At 63.2% G+C, this 24,359-nt stretch carries 20 protein-coding genes and 2 pseudogenes; 8 read left to right on the top strand and 14 right to left on the bottom strand.

Annotation, left to right across the window (positions count from 1 at the left end):
- Positions 1 to 40 precede the first annotated feature (40 nt).
- The gene (gene rarD / locus HBO19_RS18915; RefSeq protein ID WP_170058069.1) at positions 41 to 922 is read right to left on the bottom strand and encodes an EamA family transporter RarD; all 882 of its coding nucleotides are present in this window, start codon (positions 920 to 922) and stop codon (positions 41 to 43) included.
- A 133-nt stretch (positions 923 to 1,055) separates the two neighbouring features.
- Between rarD and HBO19_RS18920 the strand changes: the two genes are divergently transcribed.
- The gene (locus tag HBO19_RS18920; protein WP_169955850.1) at positions 1,056 to 1,532 is read left to right on the top strand and encodes an Lrp/AsnC family transcriptional regulator; all 477 of its coding nucleotides are present in this window, start codon (positions 1,056 to 1,058) and stop codon (positions 1,530 to 1,532) included.
- Positions 1,533 to 1,565: 33 nt separating this feature from the next.
- Here the strand turns inward: HBO19_RS18920 and HBO19_RS18925 are convergent, their stop codons facing one another.
- From HBO19_RS18925 to HBO19_RS18970, 10 genes are all read right to left on the bottom strand, one after another.
- The gene (locus HBO19_RS18925) at positions 1,566 to 2,576 is read right to left on the bottom strand and encodes an aldo/keto reductase (RefSeq protein ID WP_170041526.1); all 1,011 of its coding nucleotides are present in this window, start codon (positions 2,574 to 2,576) and stop codon (positions 1,566 to 1,568) included.
- 54 nt (positions 2,577 to 2,630) lie between these two features.
- A complete protein-coding gene (locus HBO19_RS18930; protein WP_170058070.1) occupies positions 2,631 to 3,803 on the bottom strand; it encodes an acyl-CoA dehydrogenase family protein in 1,173 nt (390 codons plus the stop codon).
- An 8-nt stretch (positions 3,804 to 3,811) separates the two neighbouring features.
- The gene (locus HBO19_RS18935) at positions 3,812 to 5,452 is read right to left on the bottom strand and encodes an ABC transporter ATP-binding protein (RefSeq protein WP_170058071.1); all 1,641 of its coding nucleotides are present in this window, start codon (positions 5,450 to 5,452) and stop codon (positions 3,812 to 3,814) included.
- Positions 5,449 to 6,300, bottom strand: coding sequence for an ABC transporter permease (locus HBO19_RS18940; RefSeq protein WP_170041523.1), 852 nt, complete (start codon positions 6,298 to 6,300; stop codon positions 5,449 to 5,451). The genes HBO19_RS18935 and HBO19_RS18940 overlap by 4 nt, the downstream gene beginning before the upstream one ends.
- A complete protein-coding gene (locus tag HBO19_RS18945; RefSeq protein WP_170041522.1) occupies positions 6,297 to 7,625 on the bottom strand; it encodes an LLM class flavin-dependent oxidoreductase in 1,329 nt (442 codons plus the stop codon). The genes HBO19_RS18940 and HBO19_RS18945 overlap by 4 nt, the downstream gene beginning before the upstream one ends.
- 14 nt (positions 7,626 to 7,639) lie before the next feature.
- On the bottom strand, positions 7,640 to 8,881 hold the full coding sequence (locus HBO19_RS18950) for an acyl-CoA dehydrogenase family protein (RefSeq protein WP_170058072.1): 1,242 nt from the start codon (positions 8,879 to 8,881) through the stop codon (positions 7,640 to 7,642).
- A gap of 178 nt (positions 8,882 to 9,059) precedes the next feature.
- The gene (locus HBO19_RS18955) at positions 9,060 to 9,983 is read right to left on the bottom strand and encodes an ABC transporter permease (RefSeq protein ID WP_170058073.1); all 924 of its coding nucleotides are present in this window, start codon (positions 9,981 to 9,983) and stop codon (positions 9,060 to 9,062) included.
- Complete coding sequence (locus tag HBO19_RS18960) at positions 9,980 to 11,692, bottom strand: ABC transporter substrate-binding protein (RefSeq protein ID WP_170058074.1); 1,713 nt, start codon at positions 11,690 to 11,692, stop codon at positions 9,980 to 9,982. The genes HBO19_RS18955 and HBO19_RS18960 overlap by 4 nt, the downstream gene beginning before the upstream one ends.
- 16 nt (positions 11,693 to 11,708) lie before the next feature.
- On the bottom strand, positions 11,709 to 13,838 hold the full coding sequence (locus HBO19_RS18965; protein ID WP_262381006.1) for a TonB-dependent receptor: 2,130 nt from the start codon (positions 13,836 to 13,838) through the stop codon (positions 11,709 to 11,711).
- Positions 13,839 to 14,043: 205 nt separating this feature from the next.
- Positions 14,044 to 14,973 carry a LysR family transcriptional regulator gene (locus HBO19_RS18970; RefSeq protein WP_170058075.1) on the bottom strand — a complete coding sequence of 310 codons (930 nt, stop codon included), beginning with the start codon at positions 14,971 to 14,973 and terminating at the stop codon, positions 14,044 to 14,046.
- A 100-nt stretch (positions 14,974 to 15,073) separates the two neighbouring features.
- Between HBO19_RS18970 and HBO19_RS18975 the strand changes: the two genes are divergently transcribed.
- Together HBO19_RS18975 and HBO19_RS18980 are read left to right on the top strand one after the other, a co-directional pair.
- A complete protein-coding gene (locus HBO19_RS18975; RefSeq protein WP_170058076.1) occupies positions 15,074 to 15,778 on the top strand; it encodes an SDR family oxidoreductase in 705 nt (234 codons plus the stop codon).
- A 611-nt stretch (positions 15,779 to 16,389) separates the two neighbouring features.
- A pseudogene (locus HBO19_RS18980) lies at positions 16,390 to 16,761 on the top strand (SDR family oxidoreductase); the annotation flags it as partial.
- A gap of 116 nt (positions 16,762 to 16,877) precedes the next feature.
- Here HBO19_RS18980 and HBO19_RS18985 read toward each other — a convergent pair.
- Positions 16,878 to 17,090, bottom strand: a complete 213-nt coding sequence (locus tag HBO19_RS18985) for a hypothetical protein (protein ID WP_170058077.1) — start codon at positions 17,088 to 17,090, stop codon at positions 16,878 to 16,880.
- Positions 17,091 to 17,329: 239 nt separating this feature from the next.
- Between HBO19_RS18985 and HBO19_RS18990 the strand changes: the two are divergent.
- Positions 17,330 to 17,800, top strand: a pseudogene (locus HBO19_RS18990) (SDR family oxidoreductase); the annotation flags it as partial.
- 117 nt (positions 17,801 to 17,917) lie between these two features.
- Here the strand turns inward: HBO19_RS18990 and HBO19_RS18995 are convergent.
- Positions 17,918 to 19,228, bottom strand: coding sequence for an MFS transporter (locus HBO19_RS18995; protein ID WP_032860575.1), 1,311 nt, complete (start codon positions 19,226 to 19,228; stop codon positions 17,918 to 17,920).
- Positions 19,229 to 19,398: 170 nt separating this feature from the next.
- Between HBO19_RS18995 and HBO19_RS19000 the strand changes: the two genes are divergently transcribed.
- The 3 genes from HBO19_RS19000 (at position 19,399) to HBO19_RS19010 (ending at position 22,333) form a co-directional block, all read left to right on the top strand.
- Positions 19,399 to 20,499 carry a sugar diacid recognition domain-containing protein gene (locus tag HBO19_RS19000; RefSeq protein ID WP_169955874.1) on the top strand — a complete coding sequence of 367 codons (1,101 nt, stop codon included), beginning with the start codon at positions 19,399 to 19,401 and terminating at the stop codon, positions 20,497 to 20,499.
- Between the two features lie 112 nt (positions 20,500 to 20,611).
- Positions 20,612 to 21,760, top strand: coding sequence for a glycerate kinase (locus tag HBO19_RS19005; protein WP_170058078.1), 1,149 nt, complete (start codon positions 20,612 to 20,614; stop codon positions 21,758 to 21,760).
- Between the two features lie 60 nt (positions 21,761 to 21,820).
- Complete coding sequence (locus HBO19_RS19010) at positions 21,821 to 22,333, top strand: GNAT family N-acetyltransferase (protein ID WP_169955878.1); 513 nt, start codon at positions 21,821 to 21,823, stop codon at positions 22,331 to 22,333.
- On the opposite strand, the gene HBO19_RS19015 is transcribed toward HBO19_RS19010, so the two are convergent.
- Entirely contained in the window at positions 22,321 to 23,022 is a 702-nt protein-coding gene (locus HBO19_RS19015; RefSeq protein ID WP_170058079.1) for an aspartate/glutamate racemase family protein, read from the bottom strand. The genes HBO19_RS19010 and HBO19_RS19015 overlap by 13 nt on opposite strands.
- A 119-nt stretch (positions 23,023 to 23,141) precedes the next feature.
- Here HBO19_RS19015 and HBO19_RS19020 point away from each other — a divergent pair, with 119 nt between their 5' ends.
- Positions 23,142 to 23,636, top strand: coding sequence for a hypothetical protein (locus tag HBO19_RS19020; RefSeq protein ID WP_169955882.1), 495 nt, complete (start codon positions 23,142 to 23,144; stop codon positions 23,634 to 23,636).
- The last annotated feature ends 723 nt before the right edge of the window (positions 23,637 to 24,359 follow it).

The raw sequence follows: 24,359 nt of genomic DNA on the forward strand, positions 1-24,359 counted from the left end.
TGAGTCCTTCGCGAGCAAGCTCGCTCCTGCAGTTATTGGGTCAGGCTCTACGCTGGCGCATCAGGTGCTTGAACCCCTCGAACACCAGCACCATCACCGCCAGCCAGATCGGGATGTAGGTCAGCCATTCACCCGGCCCGATGCTTTCCCCCAGCAGCAACGCCACCCCCAGCAACAGCACCGGCTCCACATAGCTGAGCAGGCCAAACAGGCTGAACGCCAACAAGCGGCTGGCGATGATGTAGCACACCAGCGCCGAAGCACTGATCAGCCCGAGCATCGGGATCAACCCATATAGCCCTTTGTGTGCATCCAGCACGGCGAAGCCCTGTTCGCCACTTTGGACAAACCACAACGCCACCGGCAGCATCAGCGCCATGTCCAGCCACAGGCCGCCCAGGTGATCGGTCGCCAGGCGTTTGCGCAGCACGAAGTAGATGGGGTAACCGATGATCACCAGCAGCGTGGCCCAGGAAAAACCGCCCACCTGGTACAGCTCGTTGAGCACGCCAATCGCCGCGAACACCACCGCGATCAGTTGCAGCCGCGAGAGCTTTTCGCCATACACCAGGCGCCCGGTCAGGACCATCGTCAGCGGCAGCAGGAAGTAGCCCAGGGACACATCCAGGCTGCGGCCGTTAAGCGGCGCCCACATAAACAGCCACAGTTGCACGCCCAGTAGCACCGACGACAGCACAATCCCACCGATCAGAAGTGGCTTGCCCGCGAGCAATCGCAGCAGTTCCCACACTTGGCGCCACTCACCGCTGACCACCATGAACACGGTCATGCACGGCACGGTCAGCAACATGCGCCAACCGAAAATCTCCAGGCCACTCAATGGCGTGAGCAGTGATGTGAAGTAATACATCACGGCAAACAACACCGAGGCCGCTACCGATAAAACAACGCCTTTAGACACGCAGTCCTCGCCAAACCGATTCAAACAAAAGAGGGGGGAATTTCAGGTGGGAATATATTGCTTTTGAGGTGAGACGTTTGCTCTGTTTTGCGGCATCTTATGGGAAATTTTCTCACGCCCAAGGTTCGCCAGCATGCCCGTCAGCCCCCAGCCGCCCCTGGATGATTTCGACCGCGCGATTCTCAAGCACCTGCAACGCGACAACACCACCGCACTGCGGGTGATTGGCGAGCAGGTAAACCTGTCGACCGCAGCGGTACAGCGGCGCATCAAACGCATGGAGCAGAGTGGGGCGATCATCGCGAATACGGCGGTGATCAATCAGGATGCAGTGGGCAAGCCGATCACGATCCTGGTGGAGGTGCACGCCGAGCGCACCCATATCGAAGACCTTGATGTGCTCAAGGTGCAGATGTCGATCCCCGAGGTGCAGCAGTGCTATTACGTCACCGGCGATGCCGACTTCATGCTGGTGATCGTGGTGGAAACCATGAAGGCCTACGAAACCCTGGCCCGCACGCTGTTCTACGAGAACCGCAATATCAAATGGTTTCGCAGCATCGTGGTGATGGACCGGGTCAAGGTCAGCCTGGATGTGCCGCTGGGTTGATGTGGGAGCAGGCAAGCCAGCTCCCACAGGGGGTCAGGGGCGGTGAATGCGCCCCGAGACAAAGTGCCCTACATCATTGAACCCCGGTGTCGACGCATGCCCCGGCGTCACCAGTGAGTCAATAAACGCCTCATCCTCGGCACTGATCTTCACATCGAGCGCCCCGGTATAGGCATCCCACTGCGCCTCGGTGCGCGGCCCGACAATCGCCGAGCTGACCGCCTGGTTGTTCAAGACCCAGGCAATCGCAAACTCGACAATCCCCACGCCACGGCCCTGGGTGTATTGCTGGATCTGTTGGGCAATGCGCAATGACTCCACGCGCCATTCGGTTTCCAGGATGCGTTTGTCCTGGCGTGCGGCGCGGCTGCCGGCTTCGGGGCTGATATCCGGTGCGTACTTGCCACTGAGCACGCCACGGGCCAGTGGGCTGTAGGGCACCACGCCTAGGCCGTAGGCCGCCGCCGCGGTGATCTGCTCCACCTCGGCCTGGCGGTTGACGATGTTGTACAGCGGCTGGCTGATGATCGGCCGGTCGACCCCCAGGCGCTCGGCCACGCGCACCACTTCGGCGATGCGCCAGCCGCGATAGTTGGACAGCCCCCAGTAACGGATCTTGCCCTGGCGGATCAGGTCGCCGATCGCCGAAATGGTGACTTCCAGTGGGGTGTCGTGGTCTTCGCGGTGCAGGTAGTAGATGTCCAGGTAATCGGTGTCGAGCCGGGTGAGGCTGGCTTCCAGCGCGTTGAAAATGCGCTTGCGGTTCAGGCCGCTGCGGTTGGGCAGGCCGTCCGGCGGGCCAAAGCCGACTTTGGAGGCGACGACCCAGTCGGCGCGATGGCGGCTGATGGCTTCACCGACGATTTCCTCGGAGCGCCCGCCGGTGTAGACGTCGGCGGTATCGATGAAGTTGATGCCCTGGTCCCAGGCCTTGTCGATGATACGCAGCGAGTCTTCGGTGTTGGTCTGTTCGCCAAACATCATGGTGCCCAGGGTCAGTGCGCTGACCTTGAGCCCGGACTGGCCCAGTGTGCGGTAAATCATGGTGAACTCCTCAAAAGCGCAGACAGTTGCTATGCAATACCAGAGAGCAAGGCTCTAGAACAAGCCCGACGTCGGTGGCTCGGTGCCCTTGAGCCGATAGGCGCCGACCACCGCGGCTTTCCAGTGCCGGGGATTGTGGTTGGCCACGGTGCGCGCATTGCGCCAGTGCCGGTCGAGGTTATGGCTGCGCCCGGTGGTGGAGGCGCCGCCGACGTCGAACAGCAGCTCGCCAGCCTTGAGTGCCGACTCGGCGGCGATGTATTGGGCCTGGGCCACATCAATAGCGGCGCGGGTCACGGCCTCATGGCTCAACTCCTCGGCCCAGGCCGCGTCGAGGGTGTCGGCGGCGCGCAACACCACCGCTTCGGCGGCAAACGCACGGGCCGAGATCTCACCCACGGAAAACTCCACATAGGGGTCGTCCACCGAGCGGCTGGCGCTGCTGTGCTTGATCGGCCGCGCATGGTCCCTTGCAAAGGCCACCGCATCGTTCAAGGCATTGCGCGCGATGCCGGCCTGCACCGCGCCGAGGAACAGTTGCAGGAACGGCGTGATGATCGAACGCTGGCCTTCCTCCACCACCCGCGTGCGGATTTCCTCGCGGCGCACCAGCACGTTGTTCAGGCGCGTGGTGCCGCTGGCGGTCAGGCGCTGGCCCATGGCGTCGAAATCATCCACCAGCTCCAGGCCTTCGCGGTCGCGGGGCACCACGAACGACACTGGCTCCTCGTTTTCATCCAGTGCCACCGCACTGACCCAGTCGGCATACAACGCGCCCGTGCTGTAGTACTTGCTGCCATTGGCGCGAAAGTGCTCGCCCTGGGGCACAATCCGCGCGCTGACCTGGCCGTTGGCGCCACCGATTTCCCAGCCGGCATTGCCGAACACCTCGCCCTGCAAGTAGTGGGCAAACCACAGCTGGCGCTCGGCTTCGGACTTCTGCACCAGCAGGCTTTCGATAAAGGCAAAGCTGGGGCGCAGGGACTGGGCGATATTGGAGTCCACCGCCGCCAGGTCGATGACGAACTGCACCACCTCGCGCACGCTGGACTCGCTGCCGCCGTAGCGCTGGGGAATACGCAGGGTCAGCAGGCGCGCTGCGGCCAGTTGGCGGATCTGCTCATGGGGCAGTTGCCGGGTGCGCTCGCGTTCGGCGGCGCCCTCGGCGATCTGCGGCAATAACACAGCGGCACGCTGCAACAGCTCTGGCACGGACAAAAAACTCATGACAATCCTTATATGGCTATGGCGTAGGTAATGAAGTGGTGCTCGGGCACCGGGGCGGGCCGGTCGATCTGCGGGATGGCATCGAGCAGGGCGCGGGTGTAGGCATGCTGCGGGTGGTCAAACACATCGCGCACAGGGCCGCTTTCGACCACCTCGCCGTCCTTCATCACCAGCACCCGTTCGCTGACCTGGTTGATCACCCCCAGGTCGTGGGAGATGAACAGGCAGGCCAGTTTCAGGCGTGACTTGAGGTCGGCCAGCAACGCGAGGATCTGCGCCTGCACCGACACATCCAGGGCCGACACCGGCTCGTCGCATACCAGCACCTGGGGGTTGGGCGCCAGCGCCCGGGCAATGGCGATACGTTGGCGCTGGCCGCCGGAAAGCTCCAGGGGGCGGCGCTCGAGCACGCTGGCATCCAGGCGCACCAGTTGCAGCAGCTCCAGGGTGCGCGCCGGCCATTCCCTGCGGGGCAGACCGGCGACTTGCAGCGCCTCGTTAAGCACGCGGGCCACGGTGTAGCGCGGGTCGAACGAGCTTTGCGGGTCCTGGAACACCACCTGGATGCGTTGGCGCAGTTGGCGCCGTTGTTGATCGTTCAGGGCGCTCCAGGGCCGGCCGTTGAGCCATACATCGCCGGCGTCCGGGCGCTCCAGGCCCAACAGCATGCGGGTGAGGGTGGTCTTGCCGCTGCCGGACTCGCCGACAATTCCCAGGGTTTCCCCGGCGCGCAGGCTGAAGCTGGCGTTGTGCACTGCAACATGGGGCTGGCCGTCGGGGCCGATAAAGGTTTTTTGCAGGTTGCGCGCCTCGATCAACGGCAGGTCGAAGCGCTCGGCGCTGGCCACTTTCGGCGCCGCCAGGGCCGGGCGCTGGAAATGCACCGCTCGCCCGGCCCGCAGTAGCGACTGGGTGTAGGGATGCTGCGGGTCATGCAGGATCGCCTCCACCGGGCCTTGCTCGACAATCACCCCGTGATGCATCACCGCCACCCGGTCCGCCAGGCGCGACACCACCGCCAGGTCGTGGCTGACCACCAGCATCGCCATGGCCTGGGAACGCAGGGACTCCAACAGCGCCAGGACCTGGGCCTGCACCGTGGCGTCCAGCGCCGTGGTCGGTTCATCGGCAATCAGCAGGCGCGGGCCGGCGGCAATCGCCGAAGCGATCAGCGCCCGTTGGCGCAGGCCGCCCGACAGTTGATGGGGGTACTGCAAGGCGCGCAACTCGGGCTGCGGCACGCCGACCGCGCGCAGCAGTTCGATGACCCGTGCCTGGCGCTCATCGCGACCCAGTGGCGTGTGCAGGCGCAGCGGTTCGGCAATTTCCTTGCCTACCGGGCGCAGCGGGTCGAGGGAGCCGAGGGCGTCCTGCATCACAAAGCCGATCTGCGCACCGCGCAGGGTTTGCCAGGCGCGGTCGTCCAACTGGCGCAGGTCGGTGCCGGCAAACGCCAGGCGCGCGGCCTGTACCCGTGAGCCTTCGCCGCTCAGGCCGCTGAGGGTGCGCGAGGTGACAGTCTTGCCCGAGCCGGACTCGCCCACCAGCGCCAGGCATTCACCGGCGGCCAGGCTGAACGATATGCCCTTGATAATCGGCGTGTGGCCAAACTGTACCCGCAGGTCTTGTACCTCCACTAACGTACTCATCGGGATTTACCCTCGCTGCGCGCCAGCCAGTCCCGGCCAAGGGCGGTGATCGACACCACCGTCAGGATGATCGCCACACTCGGCCAGGCGACCAGCCACCAGGCATTGGCCAGGTAGTTGCGGCCCATGGCGAGCATCGAACCCCATTCCGGCGCGGGCGGCGAGGCGCCAAAGCCGAGGAAGCTCAGCGCCGCGCCGGTGATGATGTTGTGGCCGATGCCAATGGTGGCGAGGATCAGGATCGGCTTGATCGCATTGGGTAGCACATGCCGCAACACCACGGCTGCGCGATGCCGGCCGAGGGTGGTGGCGGCTTCGACGTAGGGTGCATCGCGCACCACCAGGGTCTGCGCGCGCACCATCCGCGCAAAGCGCGGGATGCTCGCCACGCCCACTGCAATCAGAGTGATCCACAGGCCCTGGCCCCAGAACGTGATGATCACCAGGGCCAACAGCAGGTCGGGAAAGGCCAGCAAAACGTCGATCAGGCGCATGATCGCGCCATCCACCAGGCGCGGGCCGAGGCCGGCCGCCAAGCCGAGGATGATCCCGGCGCCCAGGCCGATGGCCGTGGACACCAGGCCCATCAACAGTGAAGGACGCACCCCGTGGATCAAGCGGGCGAGCACATCGCGCCCGTTTTCATCGGTGCCCAGCCAGTGGCTGGCGCTGGGTGGCAGGTAGGCGTTGCGGGCGGCGGCGGCCAGGGGGTCGACGCCGGTCAGCCAATGCGGCACGAGCGCCGCGATCAACAAGCCAATCACAAACAGCCAGGCCAGTGACAGGCCGGGGCGAAAGGTGCTCGGCAGCGCCAAGGGCAAGCGCCAGGGCAGGGTATAGGTGCTCATGCCAGGCCCCTCGCATACTGACTCTGTGGGTACGGCAACCCCAAGTGCTCACGCAGCGTGCTGCCACTGTACTCATGGCGGAACACCCCGCGCTTGCGCAGCAGCGGCACCACTTCATCGACAAACACCTCGACCCCCGAGGGAAACATGTCCGGCATGATGTTGAAGCCATCGGCGGCGCCCGCGAGGAACCAGTGTTCGAGGGTGTCGGCCACCTGTTCCGGGGTGCCCACCAGCAGGCGATGGCCGACCAGGATGCGCCGCGACAGTTCGCGCACCGTCAGGCCTTCGCGGCGGGCCAGGTTGAGTTGGGCTTCGAGAAACCCCTGGGAGCCTTTCTCATAGGTGCCCACTTCACCGATCCGCGCCCACGGCAGCGGCGCATCCAACTGCAGTTCCTCGGCGGGGATGCCGATCCGCGCGGCCACTTGCTGAATCAGGCCATGTTCGCCGTGGTAGGCATTGAGTTGATCAAAGCGCGCATGGGCTTCAGCCTCGCTGCTGCCGATCACCGTGGACAGGCCCGGCATGATTTTCAGGTGCTCGGGGTTGCGCCCCCATTGGCGCGCGCGCTGCTTCATGTCGCGGTAGAAGTACTGGCCATCTTCCAGGCTGGTCTGGGTGGTGAAAATCGCATCGGCATACCGCGAACCCAGGGCCTTGCCACCCTCCGATGAGCCCGCCTGCACCAGCACCGGCCGGCCCTGGGGCGAGCGGGGCAGGTTCAGCGGGCCCTTGATGGAAAAATGCCGGCCGACAAAGTCCTGGCTGTGGATCTTGTCGGGATGTGCGTAGCGGCCGTTGCCGGCATCGCCGATGATCGCGTCGTCTTCCCAGCTGTCCCAGAGCTTGCACGCGATGTCGATGAATTCTTCGGCGCGGGCGTAGCGCTCCCCGTGTTGCAACTGGTTGGCCAGGCCGAAATTCTGCGCGGCGGCGTCAGTGGCGTTGGTCACCACGTTCCAGGCTGCGCGGCCGCCGCTGATATGGTCCAGGGAGGCGAAGCGCCGCGCCAGGTTGTAGGGGTCGTTGTAGGTGCTGGAGGCGGTGGCGATCACCCCGATGTGCTGCGTGGCCAGGGCCACGGCGGTCAGCAGGAGGGTCGGTTCCAGGCGGCCTACCGGTTGCGTGGCCACATCGCCCGCCAGGGCCGGGCCGTCGGCGAGGAAGATCGCATCCAGGCAGCCACGTTCCGAGATGCGCGCGATAGTGCGGTAGTACTCCACATCCAGGTAGGCATCGGCCGGCACTTCGCCGACGCGCCAGGCCGCCGCGTGGGCGCCGAAACCGAGGATGTTCATGCCAATGCTCATGTGCTTTTTCATGCAGGTTCCTGGGGTTAGACGGCGCTGGCTTCATCGCGGGCGCTGGCATGCTCGGGGTGGTCGGCCACGGCCTGTTCCTGGGCGGCGCGCCAGGCGGCAGCGGGGCTGACATCGTTGAGGTAGAAGTCACCCAGGGCCCGCTCGCGGTAGATCGCCGGGTTATGCGAGGCCAGGGTGCGGGCATTGCGCCAATGCCGGTCAAGGCGGCGCACCTGGCTGGTGGCCGAGGCGCCGCCGACTTCGAACAGCAGGCTGGTGGCCTCCAGCACCAGCGGCAGGATCACTTGCTGTGCCTGGTAGGTGCGCACATCCGCATCGACGTATTGCGCCTCGCTGATGGAGCCGTCGAGCACCGCCTCATGGGTGCTTTGCAGCACCTGCGCGGTGGCCTGTACCAGGCTGTCGGCGGCATAGGACAGGCTCGACAGCTTGCCGATCACCCGCTGCACCAGCGGGTCCAGGCGCGGGCTGGATTGCCCGGGGATGCCAAACGCGCGGGTGCGGCCCTGGACAAAATCGACGGCGTCGCGCAACGCGGCGCGGGCGATCCCGGCCAGGGTCGCGAGGTGGAACAGCTGGTAAAACGCCGAGATATACGATTCGGCGCGCAGCTCGCCGGGCTTGAAGCGCCGCAGTACCTGATGCTCGGGCACCGCCACCTGCTCAAAGCGCGTGGTGCCGCTACCGCTCAGGCGCTGGCCAAAACCGTCCCAGTCATCCACGCGGGTCACGCCGGGCGCATCGGTGGGCACCACCACGCTGATAAAGTCGGGCCCGTCGGCGGCGGCCACGGCGATCCAGTCGGCATACAAGGTGCCGGTGCAGTAGTACTTCTGGCCGTCCAGTTGCCAGCCTTCGGCGGTGGGTTTGAGCGTCACCGAGTTGGTGGTGGTGTCACTGCGCTCGGCCATGGCTGCGCCCCACAATTGCCCGGCGACCACCTTGGGGAACCAGTACGCCTGGGACTCGGGGTCCTGGCTCACCAGCCGGCCCTCGACGAAGCCAAAATGCGCGCGCACGATTTGTGGCAGGTTTGAGTCGGCGCTGCCCAACTCAATCAGCAGGGCGAACAGCTCCGGCAGGCTGGCGCCCAGGCCGCCCTGGCTGCGGGGCACGCGCAGGGCGCCGAAACCTGCGGTTTTCAGCCAATCGACGGCGTCGAAGGCCAGGGTGCGTTCTTGTTCGCGTTGCACCGCGCCCTGGGCAATACGCTGGAAAACCGGGGCGAAGCGTTCGTGCAGTGGGGTGTCGCTCATGTTCGATTCCTTACTTGAATACAGTATCTGAAGCTGTCGGTGATCCACTGTAGGAGCGGGCTTGCCCGCGATAGCGGAGGGTCAGTTGATAAATAGTTGACTGATACACCGTCATCGCGGGCAAGCCCGCTCCTACACAAGCCCGCTCCCACATAAAGCAGCCTGTGTGAATCAGCCGTCATCGCGGTTTACCCCGTGGATCAATCAACCCGTTGAGTACATCCACCAACAGGTTCACCACCACATAAACCAGTGCCGCCAACAAGGTGATCCCCAGCACCACCGGCGCATCCTTGGCCACGGCTGCATCAAGCATCATTCGCCCGATACCCTGGCGGGCGAACAGCATTTCCGTGACCACCGCACCCCCCAGCAGGCTGGCGAAGATGAACCCGGACAAGGTCACCAGCGGCACCAGCGCATGGCGCAATGCGTGGCGCAGGCGCACGGCGGTCTGCGACAGGCCGCGGGCACGGGCCATGGCGATAAAGGGTTGTTCGAGGATGTCTTCCAGTTCCTGGCGCAGCACCTGGCTAAGCATCCCGGCAATCGGCAGGGCCAGGGCCAGGGTCGGCAGGATCAGGGTTTGCCAGCCGTTGGAGCCGGCTGGCGGCAACACCGGCCACTGGAACGAAAACACCAGCAACAGCAAAATCCCCAGCACGAATGACGGCGATGACGACAGCACCAGCTCGCTGGCCGAAGCCACGCGACGCACCCAGGGATTGCGCTTGGCGGTAAGCACGGCGCTGGCCAGCGCCAGGCCGATAGCCAGCAGGGCGGCACTCAGGGCCAGTTGCAGCGTCGCGCCAATCTGCTTGCCGATGGCCTCGGTGACGGGAATGCGCAAGCGGTACGACTCGCCGAAATCACCGTGGGCGATCCGCCCCACGTAGCGCCCGTATTGCACCCACAACGGTTGGTCAAAGCCGTATTCCTCACGGACCTGTGCCAGTTGCTGCGGGGTGGGGATGGCGTCCGGCCCGCCGAGAATCGCCAGCACCGGGTCGCCGGCACTGAAATGGATGGCGACGAAGGTCAGGGTGGCCGCGCCCCACAGCACGCCCACACCGGCCAGTAGTCGAGCGGCAAGCCGTTTCATGGTGCCTCCTGGTCCAGCCAGACGCTGGTAAAGAAAGGGGTGTTGTGCACGGTGTCGAAAATCAGCCCCTTGACCGCCGTGCGATAGGCAATCAGCACCTGGCTCTCGAAGTCCGGCACCGCCGGCACCACTTCGGTCAGGCGTTGTTGCGCGGCGCTGTACAGGGCTTGCAGTTGCACCGGGTCATGGGAGCGGCGGGCGGCGCTGAGCAACTGGTCCAGGCGCGGGTCGCTGAGGTTGCTGAGGTTGTTGCCGCTTTTGCTTGGCGAGGCGCGCGAGTCGCTGTGGTACAGGATGTACAGGCCGTCGGGGGTGTTGGTGTGCCAATAGCCGCCGCCGATGGCGTCGTAGTTGCCCGCCGTGCGGCGGTCGGTGAGCTGGGCCAGGGGCATCATTTCGATGATGAACTGCATGCCGACTTTCTTGGCATCCGCCTGCACCGCCACCGCGACGCTGCTGGGGAACGGCGGGCTTTCAAAACCCAGCAAGTGCGCCGACAGGCGCCGGCCGTCCTTGACCCGATAGCCCTCGGCATCGCGTTGGGTCCAGCCGGCGTCGTCCAGCTGGCGGTTGGCGGCGTCGACGTCGTATTTCAATACGTCGCGGTAGGCCGGGTCATAGAACGGCGTGTTCACCGCCAGGTAATCGCTTTTGGGCAAGAACTCACCGAACCCGGCAATCCAGGCCAGGCCGTCACGGTCGATGGCCTGGGCGATGGCCTTGCGCACCCGTACATCGTCGAATGGAAAGCGCAGGGTATTGAACGTGAGGCTGCGGTAAGGGCTGGCCATGCGGATCCGGTTGCGCACCACCAGGTTCTGCGAAGCACGCATCGCCGCGGTATTTTGCGCCGGTGCATCCAGGGTGAAGTCCGAGCGTTTGGATTGCAGGGTGCTGTAGCGGGTCATGGCCTCGGGGACGATGCTCAGCTCGATACGGTCCAGGTAGGCCGGGCCGATGTGCCGGGTCACCGGCGGTGCCCAGTGGTAATCGGCGCGCTTGATAAAGGTCGCGCCTTGTTCGCGGGTATAGCTTTGCAGCACGAACGGCCCGGATCCGATGGGGTGCTCGGCGATGCTCTTGGGCGCTTCGCGGATCTGTTTGGGCGAGACCATGCTCAGCCACGACTGCGCCAGCACATACAAAAACGGCGAGTAAGGCTCGCGCAGGTGCGCCTCAAAGGTGTAGTCGTCGATGATCCGGCCATCGACGTAGGGCGCGATGTACGCCGCCGCCAGCGGTGATTTGGTGGCCGGGTCGCGCATATGTTCCAGGTTGGCCCGCAGCGCCTGGGCGTTGAATTTTTCGCCGTCGCTGAAGGTCACGTCGTCGCGCAAATGGAAGGTGTAGGTCTTGCCATCCTCTGAGACGTCCCAGGACTTGGCCAGCCAGGGCGAGAGCTTGCCGTTTTCGTCCTGGTACAACAGGCAGTCGTAGACGATGCGCGCCAGCCATTGCACGTTGCCGTGGTAGCTGGAGTGCACATCGAAGGTGCCGGTATCCAGCGCGGCCGAAACGCGCAAGGTGCCGCCCGGCGTGCCCTGGCGGGTTTCGTGGTAGTCGCTGGGGTCATAGCTGAGCAGGCCCTGGGCGTCCAGGTGGCCGTCCACCCGCTGCACCGAGCTGGGCGGTGGGGCGTCCGGCGAGCAGGCGCCCACCAGCAGCAACCCCAGGAGCAGGGCGTGCCTGCTCCAGTGATTGATCGGCATCGTCAAGGCTCCCACCTTAGAAGTTGAACGCCACGCCGGTGAATGCGCCAAAGCCGTCCCCCGGATACAGCGCGGCAACGTCCTTGCCCTGGGCGTCATAGATCGGCTGGATGGCGGTGACGTAGTTCTGGTCGGTGAGGTTTTTCACGTCCAGGTACACCTGCCATTTCTTGCTCGGGGCTTCATACCCCAGCTTGGCGCCGAAAATCGTGTAGGAGGGCGCATACAGGGTGTTGGCGTAGTCCACGGCGGTACTCGATACCGAGCGCACATTGACCCCGGCGTAGAACCCGTCCGGATGGCGGTATTGCAGCTCGGCCTGGTACACGTGCTTGGGCAGCCCCGGCAGCTCGTTGGAGCCAAAGCGCGCGTCGTTGCGGTAGTAGAAGTCGTTGAGGGTGTAGGCCTGGCGCAGGCTGACGGTTTCGCCGCGCGCGCTTTGCCACAGCGCGGTATCCAGGCCGGCTTCGATGCCCTGGTGGATGGTCGGGCTGGCGTTGGACGTGGAGTTGACCGCCGCCGTGGTACGGGTGGCCGGAATCACTTCGACGGTGAGCAGTTCATCCTTGATCCACGAGCGGTACACCGCCAGGCTGCCATCGAAAATCCCGGCTTTGCCGCGCACGCCGAACTCAACGGTATTGGCCTTCTGCTCGGTGAGGGTCTTGGCGTAGTTGCTGGCCACCCCGGAGCCCGACGACGACCAACTGCTGGGCGGGTCGATGGAGCGGCTGACGTTGCCGAACACCTGGAAGTCCGGCGTGATCTCGTAGCGCAGGCCCAGGCGCGGCGCGACGTTCCAGCTGTCGTAGTCGTAGTGGTCCGGGTAGGGCGAGGTATTGGCGCGGTCCGAGTAGCGCACCTCGATATCGCGCTTGATCTGGCTCAACGACAGGCCGGTGGACAGCCATAGGCGGTCGGTCAGTTGCAGGTCATTGCCGGCGGCAAACACGCGGTCGAACGAGCCGGTGTAGCGTGCCTGTTTCTGCAAGGCGCCGTAGGTGCTGGAGGCTGGGTTGCCGTTGTAGGTCTTGACCCCGGCCTGCAGGTGCTGGGTGCTGGTCAGGCTCAGGGAGGTGTTACTGGTGTGCCCCTGGATCTGGTCGCTGCGGTTATAGGTCAGCGACAGGTTCAGGTCGCGCCAGTCCCAGTAGTTGGGGTTGACCGTGCTTTTGCGGTACAGCACCTGGGGATAGTTGTGATAGACCAGGCCAAAATCCAGGGTGGCGTCATCGTCGAAGGTGTAGGTGGTCTTGCTGCCGACCCAGGTCGAACCACGCTTGGTCGAATCATCGCGGCTGGCCAGGGCCACCGGGTTGGTTTGCGACGAGTCGTGCTTGAGCTGGGCCTTGGTCAGGGTGCCGGAGCTTTCGTGGTATTCCTCGCGGTAGCGTACGAACAGGCGGGTTTCCAGCTTGGGGTTGAAGCGGTAGCCGAAGTTGGTGACCACGCCCTTGGCCTTGGTGAAGGTCCAGTCCTGGTAACCGTCGCGTTCGGAGTTGCTCAGGCTGACGTAGTAGTCGCCGTTGTCCACCACGCCGCCGGTGCTCAGTTGTTGCTTGCGCCAGCCAAAGCTGCCGGCCTCCAAGCGCACGTGATTGCCCGGCGCAGTCAGGCCGGAGTTGGTCACCATATTGATCGCGCCACCCAACGACAGCGCGCCGTACTGGAAAGCATTGGCCCCGCGCAGCACTTCGGTGTAGTCCAGGCCCTGGGTTTCCAGCAGCTCATACGGCGTGCCGCCGGAGCCGGTCAGGGCCAGGCCGTCGAACAGGAACTTGGTGCCTTCGCGAAAATACCCCGGCGAGGTATTGGCCCCGGAGCCACGGATGGAAATCTTGATTGCATCGTTGCCACCCGCCGACTGCGCATACACGCCGGGCTGATAGGCGAGGGTGTCTTCCAGTGTTGCCGAGCGGCCGCGTTCGACGTCAGCGGCCTTGACCAGGCTGACGCCGCCGGCCACCTCGTCGAGCTTAAGCTGGGCTTCTTCGCTGGCGGTGACCTTGCTGGCCTGCACCGTTACGGTCTGCAGGCGCGAATCTTCGGCGTGGGCCCATTGGGCGGCGAGGATCAAGGTTAGGGCGCTGACGGTTTTAAACGAACTGGAGGCGAGTGGCGGCAGAGGCCTTGAGATCAACTTCAATTGTGCATTCCCTGTGATTGGCTACGAGTGGAGGCGAGTTTCTATTCGTATAGTCAATCTCTGGCAGGGATAGAGCAGAAAGCATGCCAAGCGCCAAAGCGGGTTTTTGCGGGGTATTTGGTTTTAATCAGCGGGTCTCTTATGCCAAAAACCCACACCTGTGTTGAACTGCTGTTGGATTTTGAACAGTGCCGAGGGGCCCGCGCTAGAGCGTTTTTGCCCTGTGTTGCGCTGATTCGGCGAGCAATTCGCCAGCGCGCGCCTGCAAGAAGCGATGCAGGACTTTGACCCGCTCCGACACTTGCAGGCGATGGGGGCACATCAGGTTGAAGGGCGTGGGTTCGCCTTGCCATTCGCCGAACAACGGCACCAGGCGCCCGGCCTTGATATCGCCGGCCACGTCCAGGTTCGCCTTGTAGGCAATACCGTGGCCGGCCAGGGCCCAGCGCCGCACGATTTCCCCGTCATCACTGAGGTAATCGCCGCCCACTTCGACCTCCTCAAGCAGCGTGCCCTGGCGAAAATACCAGGTGCTGTTGGGCCGGCCCTGGCGCATGTAGCGCAGGGTGCTGTGCTGCTCCAGATCGGCCGGCACCTGGGGTGTGCCGTGGCGCGCCAGGTACGCGGGGCTGGCGCAGGCGATACGGCGGTGATCGGCGACCACCGGCAGCGCCACCAGGCTTGAATCCCTTGGCACGCCAAAGCGCAGGGCGATGTCCACGGTTTCGCGGAACAGGTCGGCGTTGCTGTCGTTAAGCAGCAATTGCAGGCGGATATTCGGGTGCTCGCGCTTGAACTGATCCAGCCAACCGAGCAGTACATTGCGCCCGAAATCCGAGGGCGCGGACAGTTGCAGCAAGCCGCTGAGGCTCTGGCCGTGTTGCTTGATCGCCTGTTCGCCTTCCGCCAGGGCTTCCAGGGCCACCCGCACGCTGTCCAGGTAGCGCCGGCCTTCTTCGGTGAGGCGCATGCTGCGTGTGGAGCGGGCCAGCAGGCGCATGCCCAGGCGGGTTTCCAGGCGTTTGAGGGCAATGCTGGCGGCGGCCGGGGTCAGGCTAAGGCTGCGGGCGGCCGCCGAGAGGCTGCCACTGTCGGCGGTGCGTACAAACACTTCCAGGTCGAGGATTGAGCTCATTTGTAAAAATCCCTTAAAGATCCTGTCGTTTTACCGGGATTTTTCCGCGATTGCCAAGCTGGGAAGATGAACGCTCATTTTTCCGCACGAGGCAGTTCCCATGACATCTCCCCTCAAGGGCAAAACCGTGGTGGTGATTGGCGGTAGCAGCGGCATTGGCGCCGAAGTCGCCCAACAGGCGGCATCCCGTGGCGCGCAGGTGGTACTGGCCGGGCGACGCCTTACGTCGACGGTCGACAACGGCGTGCGCAGCGAGCCGGTAGACGTCACCGACAGCGCCTCCCTGCAACGTCTGTTCGAAGCGGTGGGGCGTTTTGACCACCTGGTGTTCACCTCGGGCCCTGCGGTCCAGGCCAAACACCTGCAGGACACCGACCTGCCACTGGCCCAGGACAACTTCAATGTGAAGCTCTGGGGCGCCTTGCGCGCAATCCAGCAGGCGCTGCCTTTTCTCGACGAGCGCGGCAGCATCGTCCTGACCTCGGGGCAGTTGGGGCGCAAGCTGGTGCCGGGGCAATTTATCAAGGTCGGCATCAATGCCGCGACCGAAGCGTTGGGCAAGCAGTTGGCCAAGGAACTGGTGCCACGGCGGGTCAACGTGGTCAGCCCTGGGGTGATCGACACGCCGGCATACGCGGGGATGCCTGAGGAACAGCGTCAGGGCATGTTCGCCAAGGTGGGCGGGGCGTTGCCGGTAGGGCGGGTGGGGCAGGCGGAGGAAGTGGCGGCGGGTTATTTGATGGCCATGGAGAATGGCTTTATCACTGGCAGCGTGATCGATATCGACGGCGGTGGGTTGCTGTGACTTGATCCTTGCGCCGGGAGGTGAGACGTCCGTGGGGCGGCTCACCTGACGCCGGGGATTAGCACTTGCCGCCGCACGCTGCGTCAACAACGCGTCAGGCCTACAGTGACGTATGTAACGCAGTATGCTGTGCGCCAGTTCGAATCTCACGTTAAGTTATTAACTGTTTAATGTATAGTAACGGTTTCCCTTCGAATCGGTCGTGGTGAGGTAAGTTACTTTTTCTCCAGGCTTAAGTGATGGGTTAAGGTTGCTTCCTCGTATTGTTATGTCCGAGCCTCCGCTGTCTGGAGTTACGATGGCCACATAGTCGGTACTTCTAAAGCTATCTGTAACAGTGAAACTTTTAATTGTACCTGTCAACTTCTCCATTTTTAATATCCTTTTTAGTTTTGTTGGAATTTAGTGTCGTGTCGGGTATTTGATTTGTCCTGGTCAATGGCTTGTTTGGCTAGGACTGTTAGTGATTTTGGAGGGTTTTGGTGGTTTTGCAGCTGTAAGAAATGACAGTTTTTAAGATTGATTTGTTATGTTGTAGATAGTGCAAAGTAATTATATGGATTGTCTTGCTCTGAATTTATATGGGTTTTTAGCGGCGATTGTCTTAAGGCTCGGGCCCTGCGGTCCAGGCCAAACACCTGCAGGACACCGACCTGCCACTGGCCCAGGACAACTTCAATATGAAGCTCTGGGGCGCCTTGCGCGCAATCCAGCAGGCGCTGCCTTTTCTCGACGAGCGCGGCAGCATCGTCCTTACCTCGGGGCAGTTGGGGCGCAAGCTGGTTCCGGGGCAATTTATCCAGGTTGGTATCAATGCCGCGACCGAAGCGTTGGGCAAGCAGTTGGCCAAGGAACTGGCGCCACGGCGGGTCAACGTGGTCAGCCCTGGGGTGATCGACACGCCGGCATACGCGGGGATGCCTGAGGAACAGCGTCAGGGCATGTTCGCCAAGGTGGGTGGGGCGTTGCCGGTAGGGCTGCTCACCTGAGGCCGGGGGTTAGTACTTGCCGCCGCACGCTGCGTCAACAACGCGTCAGGCCTACAGTGACGTATGTAACGCCGTATGCTGTGCGCCAGTTCGAATCTCACGTTAAGTTATCAACTGTTTAATGTATAGTAACGGTTCCCCTTCGGGTCGGTCGTGGTGAGGTAAGTTACTTTTTCTCCAGGCTTAAGTGATGGATTAAGGTTGCTTCCTTTTATTTTTATGTCCGGGCCTCCGTTGTCTGGAGTTACGACGGCCTCATAGTCGGAACCTCTAAAGCTAGTTTCAACAGTGAAGCTTTTAATTGTACCTGTCAGCTTCTCCATTTTTAATATCCTTTTTAATTTTGTTGGGGTTTAGTATCGTGTCGGGTATTTGATTTGTTCTGGTCAATGGCTTGTTTGGCTAGGACTGTTAGTGATTTTGGAGGGTTTTGGTGGTTTTGCAGCTGTAAGAAATGACAGTTTTTAAGATTGATTTGTTATGTTGTAGATAGCGCAAAGTAATTATATGGATTGTCTTGCTCTGAATTTATATGGGTTTTTAGCGGCGATTGTTTTAAGGCTCGGGCCCTGCGGTCCAGGCCAAACACCTGCAGGACACCGACCTGCCACTTGCCCAGGACAACTTCAATGTGAAGCTCTGGGGCGCCTTGCGCGCAATCCAGCAGGCGCTGCCTTTTCTCGACGAGCGCGGCAGCATCGTCCTGACCTCGGGGCAGTTGGGGCGCAAGCTGGTGCCGGGGCAATTTATCCAGGTTGGCATCAATGCCGCGACCGAAGCGTTGGGCAAGCAGTTGGCCAAGGAACTGGCGCCACGGCGGGTCAACGTGGTCAGCCCTGGGGTGATTGACACGCCGGCATACGCGGGGATGCCTGAGGAACAGCGTCAGGGCATGTTCGCCAAGGTGGGCGGGGCGTTGCCGGTAGGGCGGGTGGGGCAGGCGGAGGAAGTGGCGGCGGGTTATTTGATGGCCATGGAGAATGGCTTTATCACTGGCAGCGTGATCGATATCGACGGCGGTGGGTTGCTGTAAACACCGAACCCAATGTGGGAGCGGGCTTGCCCGCGATGGCGGCGTGTCAGTCAATACATAGGCTGACTGATCCACCGCTATCGCGGGCAAGCCCGCTTCCACATTTTTTGTGCCGTGTCAGGCCTTCAGGGTACGGGTCATGCGCAGCGCCAGCACACTACCCGCGACGATCACCGCCGCCAGCAGGTACAGCGCCAGGTCGGTGGAGCCGGTCGCATCCTTCACAAACCCCACCACATACGGGCTTAAAAAGCCCGCCATCTGGCCCATGGAGTTGATCAATGCCAGGCCGCCCGCGGCCGCGCCGGCGCTGAGCATGGCGGTAGGCACCGGCCAGAACATCGGCAGGCCGGTGAGGGCGCCCATGGTGGCGATGGTCAGGCCAAGGATGGCAATGGCCGGGGTGGTGGCGAAGTTCACCGCGATGATCAGGCCGACAGCGCCCATCAGCATCGGCACCACCAGGTGCCAGCGGCGCTCTTTGCGCAGGTCGGCAGAGCGGCCCACCAGCAGCATGAATACCGCCGCCAGCAAATAGGGGATCGCACTGAGCCAGCCGATCACCAGGTTATCGCTAAAGCCCATGTTCTTGATGATCGACGGCAGCCAGAAGTTGATGGCGTACACGCCGCTCTGGATGCAGAAGTAGATCAGGCCGAACGCCCAGATCGCCGGGTTCTTGAATACTTCCAGCAGCGAATCAGTGGTGGTCTTGGGCTTGTTGGCCAGGTCTGTGGCCTGGTCGGCCTCGAGCACTGCGCGCTCATGGGCGGTCAGCCACTTGGCGTTGGCGAAGCTGTCGCTGAGCAGGAAGTAGGCGAGGGCACCGAGGATCACCGTCGGCACACCTTGCAGCAGGAACATCCACTGCCAGCCCGCGAGACCGCCCTGGCCCGCCGCGAAGTGGTTGAGGATCCAGCCGGAGAACGGGCTGCCGAGCAGGCCCGACACCGGGATTGCGGACATGAACAGCGCCATGATCCGCCCACGGCGGAAGGTCGGGAACCACTGCGAGAGGTACAGCACCACGCCCGGGAAGAAGCCCGCTTCAGCGGCACCGGTAAACAGGCGCAAGGTGTAGAAGTGCGTCGGTGTGGTCACAAACAGCAGGCAGGTAGACAGGGTGCCCCAGGTGATCATCATCAGCGCAATCCAGCGCCTGGGACCGAACTTGGTCAGCGCCAGGTTGCTCGGCACGCCACACAGCACGTAGCCGATAAAGAAAATCCCGGCGCCGAGGCCGTACACGGTCTCGCTGAACTTCAAGGCGTCGAGCATCTGCAGCTTGGCAAAGCCGACGTTGACGCGGTCCAGGTAGTTGAACAGGTAGCAGATGAAAATGAAGGGGATCAGGCGCAGGGTGATGCGCTTGTAGACGGCGTTTTTGTCGTCATCGTTGGCCAGGGTAGCGGCGGCGCTCTGTGACATGGCGTTCTCTCTTTATTATGATTTTTCGCGATGCGAGGGTAACGTTGATCGCCCCAAGAGTCTCGGTCACGGGACGGTGCCGTGTCTTTGTGCCCCCGCACAGCGATCCATCCATTGCGCTGTGCCTTTGAACAATCGCTTAATGCAGCGCTTTCAAGGAATTTAGCCCCATGTTCGAACTCGATCATGACCTGGCGCAGGATATCGTCAATCGCACGATGGCCATTTTGCCCTACAACGTCAACGTCATGGACAGCCAGGGCCTGATCCTCGGCAGCGGCGAGCCGGAGCGCATCAATACCCGTCATGAAGGCGCGCAATTGGTGTTGGCCAACGGTCGCGTGGTGGAAATCGACAGCCAGACCGCCAAGCACCTCAAGGGCGTGGCGCCGGGGATCAACCTGCCGCTGCTGCATGACCAGCGCCTGATCGGGGTGCTGGGCATCAGCGGTGAACCGCAGTTGCTGCGCACTTATGCCGAACTGGTGCGCATGACTGCCGAGATGCTGGTCAGCCAGCGCCATCAGCAGGCGGAGCAGCAGTGGCGGCGCCAACGCTGTGATGATCTGCTGGCGTTGCTGCTGGCCGACAGCGGCGAGTCGCCGCGCCTGGTGGACGAGGCCCAGCAACTGGGGCTCAAGCCGCAGTTGCCGCGAACCCCCTATCTGTTTGAGCTGGGCCCGGGCCAGACTGCCGAAGCCCTGGCTGCCTGGCTGGCTTCGCGTTATCCGGACAGCTGGTGCGTCAGCAGCGCACAGTTTTCGTTGCTGTGGTGTCGCCCGGCGGCGGTGCCGATGGACAACCCGCGCCTGCTGGAAAAACTCGAGGCCTCGGGCTGGAACATCCTGCGGGTGGCCGTCGGTGGCCAGGCCGACGGATTGGCAGGCTTGCGCCGCTGTTATCGGCGGGTGGCGGACTTGCTCGCCTATGGCCGCGATGTGCTGCCGCAGTCGCGCCTGCTGACCCTCAATCGCTACCGGTTGCCGGTGATGCTCTGGCGCCATCGCAATGACGATGCCCTCGACGAACTGCTTAACCCATTGCGCAAGGTCCTGGCCAAGGACGCCAACGGCCAACTGCAGGCGACGCTGCGCAGTTGGTGTGAGCACGACGGGCAAAGCCAGGCCTGTGCCGATGCATTGGGCATTCACCGCAACAGCCTGCGCTACCGCATGGAGCGCATCGCCGAATTGAGCGGTGTCGACCCGTTGACCTTAGATGGCATGCTCGCGCTGTACCTGGGCGTGCAACTGCTGCCCCAAACCCCTTAGGAGGCGCTTTTGTAGAAATGAACAACAAACCCCAGCCGCGCTTGTGCATCGGACAGGCGTCATTGCCGGTGCCAACTGGCAGCATGGGCGTCATAAAAACCGGAGAAAGCCCATGAAAGTCATCATCGCCCCCGACTCGTTCAAGGACAGCCTGAGTGCCGAAGGCGTGGCCCAGGCCATTGCCGAAGGCCTGGCTGAGGTTTGGCCGCAGGCCGAATTGATCCAGTGCCCGATGGCGGACGGCGGTGAAGGCACGGTGGAGTCGGTGCTCGCGGCCTGCCATGGCCAGTTGCGCAGTTGCACCGTGCAAGGCCCGTTGGGCGGCGCCGTTGAGGCGCGCTGGGGCTGGTTGGCCGAAAGTGCCACGGCAATCATCGAAATGGCCGAAGCCAGCGGCCTGCAACTGGTCCCGCGGGAGCAGCGCGATGCCTGTTCCAGCAGCACCTTTGGCACCGGTGAGCTGATCCGCGCCGCCCTCGATGCCGGGGCCCGGCGGATCATCCTGGCGATTGGCGGCAGTGCCACCAATGACGGCGGCGCCGGTGCCATGCAGGCCCTTGGCGTGCAACTGCTCGACGCCCAAGGCCACAGCCTGGCGCGTGGCGGCCTGGCCCTGGCGCACCTGGCACGGATCAATCTTGAACAGTTGGACCCGCGCCTGGCCCAGGTGCGTTTCGATATCGCCGCCGACGTCAACAACCCCCTGTGCGGCCCCCACGGTGCCTCGGCGATTTTCGGCCCGCAAAAAGGCGCCAACCCACACCAGGTCGAGCAGCTGGACCAGGCCCTCGGACACTTCGCCGACCACTGCGCCGAAGTCTTGCCCCGGGACGTGCGCGACGAGCCGGGCAGCGGCGCGGCCGGTGGCCTGGGCTTTGCCGCCAAGGCCTTCCTCGGCGCTAGCTTTCGTGCGGGCGTGGAGGTGGTCGCCGACCTGGTAGGCCTGGAACACGCCATGCGCGGCGCCGACCTGGTGATCACCGGCGAAGGCCGCTTCGACGCCCAGACCCTGCGCGGTAAAACCCCGTTTGGCGTGGCGCGGGTGGCCAAGAAGCACGGTGTTGCGGTGATCGTTATCGCCGGCACGCTGGGCGAGGGCTACGAGCAGATGTATGCCCATGGCGTCGACGCCGCGTTTGCCTTGCCTGGCGGGCCGATGAGCCTGGAGCAGGCCTGCAGCGAAGCGCCGCGGTTGCTGCGTGAGCGGGCGGCGGACATTGCGCGAGTGTGGCGCTTGGGCGCGCAGCGCAGTGGCGGATGACAGCGCTTGTTATCGCCGCCTACACTGATCGGCCACTTGTCTTTCAAAGGATGAAACACAATGCCTACACATGACACCAATATCGTGATCCAGCGCTTTGCCGAAAGCCATCTTCAAGGCATGCATGCGCTCTACAACGATCCGGCCGTGTGCCGTCAGGTGCTGCAGATGCCGTTCCAGTCGCTGGAGGTGTGGCGCAAGCGCCTGGCCGATACCAATGAGCGACTGCTCAGGCTGGTGGCGGTGCAGGCGGGTGAGGTGCTTGGCAGTTGCACCCTGGAGCAGTACGCGCGCAGTCGGCAAAGCCATGTCGGCAGCATCGGCATGGGGGTGGCGGTGGCCTGGCAGGGCAAGGGGGTGGGCACCCAGTTGCTGGGCGCCGCGCTGGAGGTGGCCGACAACTGGATGAACCTGCACCGGGTGGAACTGACGGTGTATGTCGACAACGAGCCGGCCCAGGCGTTGTACCGCAAGTTCGGTTTCGAGACTGAAGGCCGGCTGCGCGATTACGCCGTGCGCGACGGCGTATTTGTCGATGCCCTGAGCATGGCCCGCCTGCGTCAGACCGCCTGATCGCCCAGGGCAAACGCCACCGCAGCCTGCGCATGCAGCAAGGTGGTGTCCAGCAGCGGCAGCTCGCTGTGCTCGGGCTTGATCAGCAGGCCGATCTCGGTACACCCCAGGATAATCGCCTGGGCGCCACGGGCCGCGAGGTTGACGATGGCCTGCTGGTAAACCTGGCGTGAGGCTTCGCTGATCACTCCGACGCACAACTCTTCATAAATGATCCGGTGCACGGCGTGGCGTTCTGCTGCGTCGGGCACCAGCACGTGCAAGCCCTGGGCTGCCAGGCGCGCCTTGAGAAAATCCTGTTCCATGGTAAACGCCGTGCCCAGCAGGCCAACGGTCAGGGTCTGGGCCTTGACCGCTGCCGCGCCCGCCGCATCGGCAATGTGCAGGAACGGCACCGACACGCCAGCTTCGATCTGCGGCGCCACCAGATGCATGGTGTTGGTACACAGCACGATGCAGTCCGCGCCACCGGCCTGCAGGCGGCGTGCGGCGTCTTGCAGGATCAGCGCCGCGTCATCCCAGCGCCCGGCGTGCTGGGCTTGTTCCACCGGGCCGAAGTCGACGCTGTACAGCAGGATTTGTGCCGAGCGCAGCGGCCCCAACCGGTCGCGTACCTGCTGGTTGATGATCCGGTAATACTCGGCGCTGGACTCCCAGCTCATGCCGCCGATAAGGCCGATGGTGCGCATGCAAAGCTCCTCAAGCTGTTGGGCGAAAGCTACACCTTACCCAACACGCGAGCGTTAGTCATACGCGCCGGTGCAGCATCTGCCATGATCGTTGTTTGCAGCCCCCGAGGAACACCGCAATGGACGATGTACAGCAATTGGGCGAGATGCTTCGTCATTACGCCGACAGCGAAGCGCACAAGCGCCAGCAGTTCGAGGTGCAGTCAGCCCGCTGGACCCAGAAAATCACTGAGCTGTACGGCGAGATCGAGCAGTGGTTGGCGCCGGTCAAGAGTGATGGTTTGCTGGAGGTGCAGCGTGAGGCTTATGTGGCGTCTGGCCCAAGCGTGCCGGTGGAGACTTCGACCTTCAAGACCGAGAAACTGACCATTCATATCGCGGGCAAACCGGTGGAATTTGTGCCGGATGTGATGGGGGCGGGTGGGTTGATTTCGTTGTCGGTCATGGGGCTGACCGCGGCCCGTTACGGCAGCATATCCCTCGTGCTGCTGCCGGGGTCCAATGATTGGTTGTGGAAGAAAACCAATGGCCTGAAAGACCCGGACACCTTTGCCTTCGATGCCAACTTCCTGGCCTTGCAGTTGCAGAGCCTGATTCCGCGCGAACGCGGCTGATCCCCAGGCAAATGTGGGAGCAGGCTTGTGTGGGCTTGTGTGGGAGCGGGCTTGCCCGCGATAGCGGTGTGTCAGGCAAGTATTCCTGACCTGATATACCGCCATCGCGGCATGAGTATTTAGACCACTCTTTTCTGGGTTTGTGTACATATCCGTTGCTGCGGTCACGGCGGCTATTGGTTCAGCCCTTACGGCGGATCACTTTTGGAAAAGAGCCCGGAGTGCCGGCCCAGCCAAAAGTAACCAAAAGGGCTCTTGCCCCCCAAATCAATATCGGATGACGGCCAGCGTGGTTTAACGGGGCGCCTAAGATCAAAATCACAAGCAAAGCGAGGCGGCCTGACAGCCGACCTGATCGTCAAGGCGTGCGCGTACCCCTGTAGGAGCTGGCTTGCCTGCGATGGTCGTTAACGATGACGAATGAATACCAGATACTCTGATGTGTTCTTTCGGGCGTCATCGCAGGCAAGCCAGCTCCTACAGGGGAATGCAGCTTCGCGCTCTGGTTCTGCTGTTGCTCTGCTTTTGATCTGGCTTTTGATCTTAGGTGCCCTGTCAAACTACGCTGGCCGCAGGCAGGTATTGCGCAGTGGGCGCCCCGGCATGGATGCCGGGGTAGCCGCGACACGGCCATGGATGGCCGATCGCGGCGGGCCCACGGAGCAATGCCTGACTGCGGGCATGCCGAGCCTAGGCGAGGCACCGAGTGGTGGGGCAAAAGCG

The sequence above is a fragment of the Pseudomonas sp. WS 5021 genome (genome assembly GCF_012985535.1).
Lineage (GTDB): Bacteria > Pseudomonadota > Gammaproteobacteria > Pseudomonadales > Pseudomonadaceae > Aquipseudomonas.

Excerpts from the sequence above, each read along its gene's own strand:
- HBO19_RS18920 (WP_169955850.1), top strand. The coding sequence starts at position 1,056 with ATGCCCGTCAGCCCCCAGCCGCCCCTGGATGATTTCGACCGCGCGATT.
- HBO19_RS18925 (WP_170041526.1), bottom strand. The coding sequence starts at position 2,576 with ATGATTTACCGCACACTGGGCCAGTCCGGGCTCAAGGTCAGCGCACTG.
- HBO19_RS18930 (WP_170058070.1), bottom strand. The coding sequence starts at position 3,803 with ATGAGTTTTTTGTCCGTGCCAGAGCTGTTGCAGCGTGCCGCTGTGTTA.
- HBO19_RS18935 (WP_170058071.1), bottom strand. The coding sequence starts at position 5,452 with ATGAGTACGTTAGTGGAGGTACAAGACCTGCGGGTACAGTTTGGCCAC.
- HBO19_RS18940 (WP_170041523.1), bottom strand. The coding sequence starts at position 6,300 with ATGAGCACCTATACCCTGCCCTGGCGCTTGCCCTTGGCGCTGCCGAGC.
- HBO19_RS18945 (WP_170041522.1), bottom strand. The coding sequence starts at position 7,625 with ATGAAAAAGCACATGAGCATTGGCATGAACATCCTCGGTTTCGGCGCC.
- HBO19_RS18950 (WP_170058072.1), bottom strand. The coding sequence starts at position 8,881 with ATGAGCGACACCCCACTGCACGAACGCTTCGCCCCGGTTTTCCAGCGT.
- HBO19_RS18955 (WP_170058073.1), bottom strand. The coding sequence starts at position 9,983 with ATGAAACGGCTTGCCGCTCGACTACTGGCCGGTGTGGGCGTGCTGTGG.
- HBO19_RS18960 (WP_170058074.1), bottom strand. The coding sequence starts at position 11,692 with ATGCCGATCAATCACTGGAGCAGGCACGCCCTGCTCCTGGGGTTGCTG.
- HBO19_RS18970 (WP_170058075.1), bottom strand. The coding sequence starts at position 14,973 with ATGAGCTCAATCCTCGACCTGGAAGTGTTTGTACGCACCGCCGACAGT.
- HBO19_RS18975 (WP_170058076.1), top strand. The coding sequence starts at position 15,074 with ATGACATCTCCCCTCAAGGGCAAAACCGTGGTGGTGATTGGCGGTAGC.
- HBO19_RS18985 (WP_170058077.1), bottom strand. The coding sequence starts at position 17,090 with ATGGAGAAGCTGACAGGTACAATTAAAAGCTTCACTGTTGAAACTAGC.
- HBO19_RS18995 (WP_032860575.1), bottom strand. The coding sequence starts at position 19,228 with ATGTCACAGAGCGCCGCCGCTACCCTGGCCAACGATGACGACAAAAAC.
- HBO19_RS19000 (WP_169955874.1), top strand. The coding sequence starts at position 19,399 with ATGTTCGAACTCGATCATGACCTGGCGCAGGATATCGTCAATCGCACG.
- HBO19_RS19005 (WP_170058078.1), top strand. The coding sequence starts at position 20,612 with ATGAAAGTCATCATCGCCCCCGACTCGTTCAAGGACAGCCTGAGTGCC.
- HBO19_RS19010 (WP_169955878.1), top strand. The coding sequence starts at position 21,821 with ATGCCTACACATGACACCAATATCGTGATCCAGCGCTTTGCCGAAAGC.
- HBO19_RS19015 (WP_170058079.1), bottom strand. The coding sequence starts at position 23,022 with ATGCGCACCATCGGCCTTATCGGCGGCATGAGCTGGGAGTCCAGCGCC.
- HBO19_RS19020 (WP_169955882.1), top strand. The coding sequence starts at position 23,142 with ATGGACGATGTACAGCAATTGGGCGAGATGCTTCGTCATTACGCCGAC.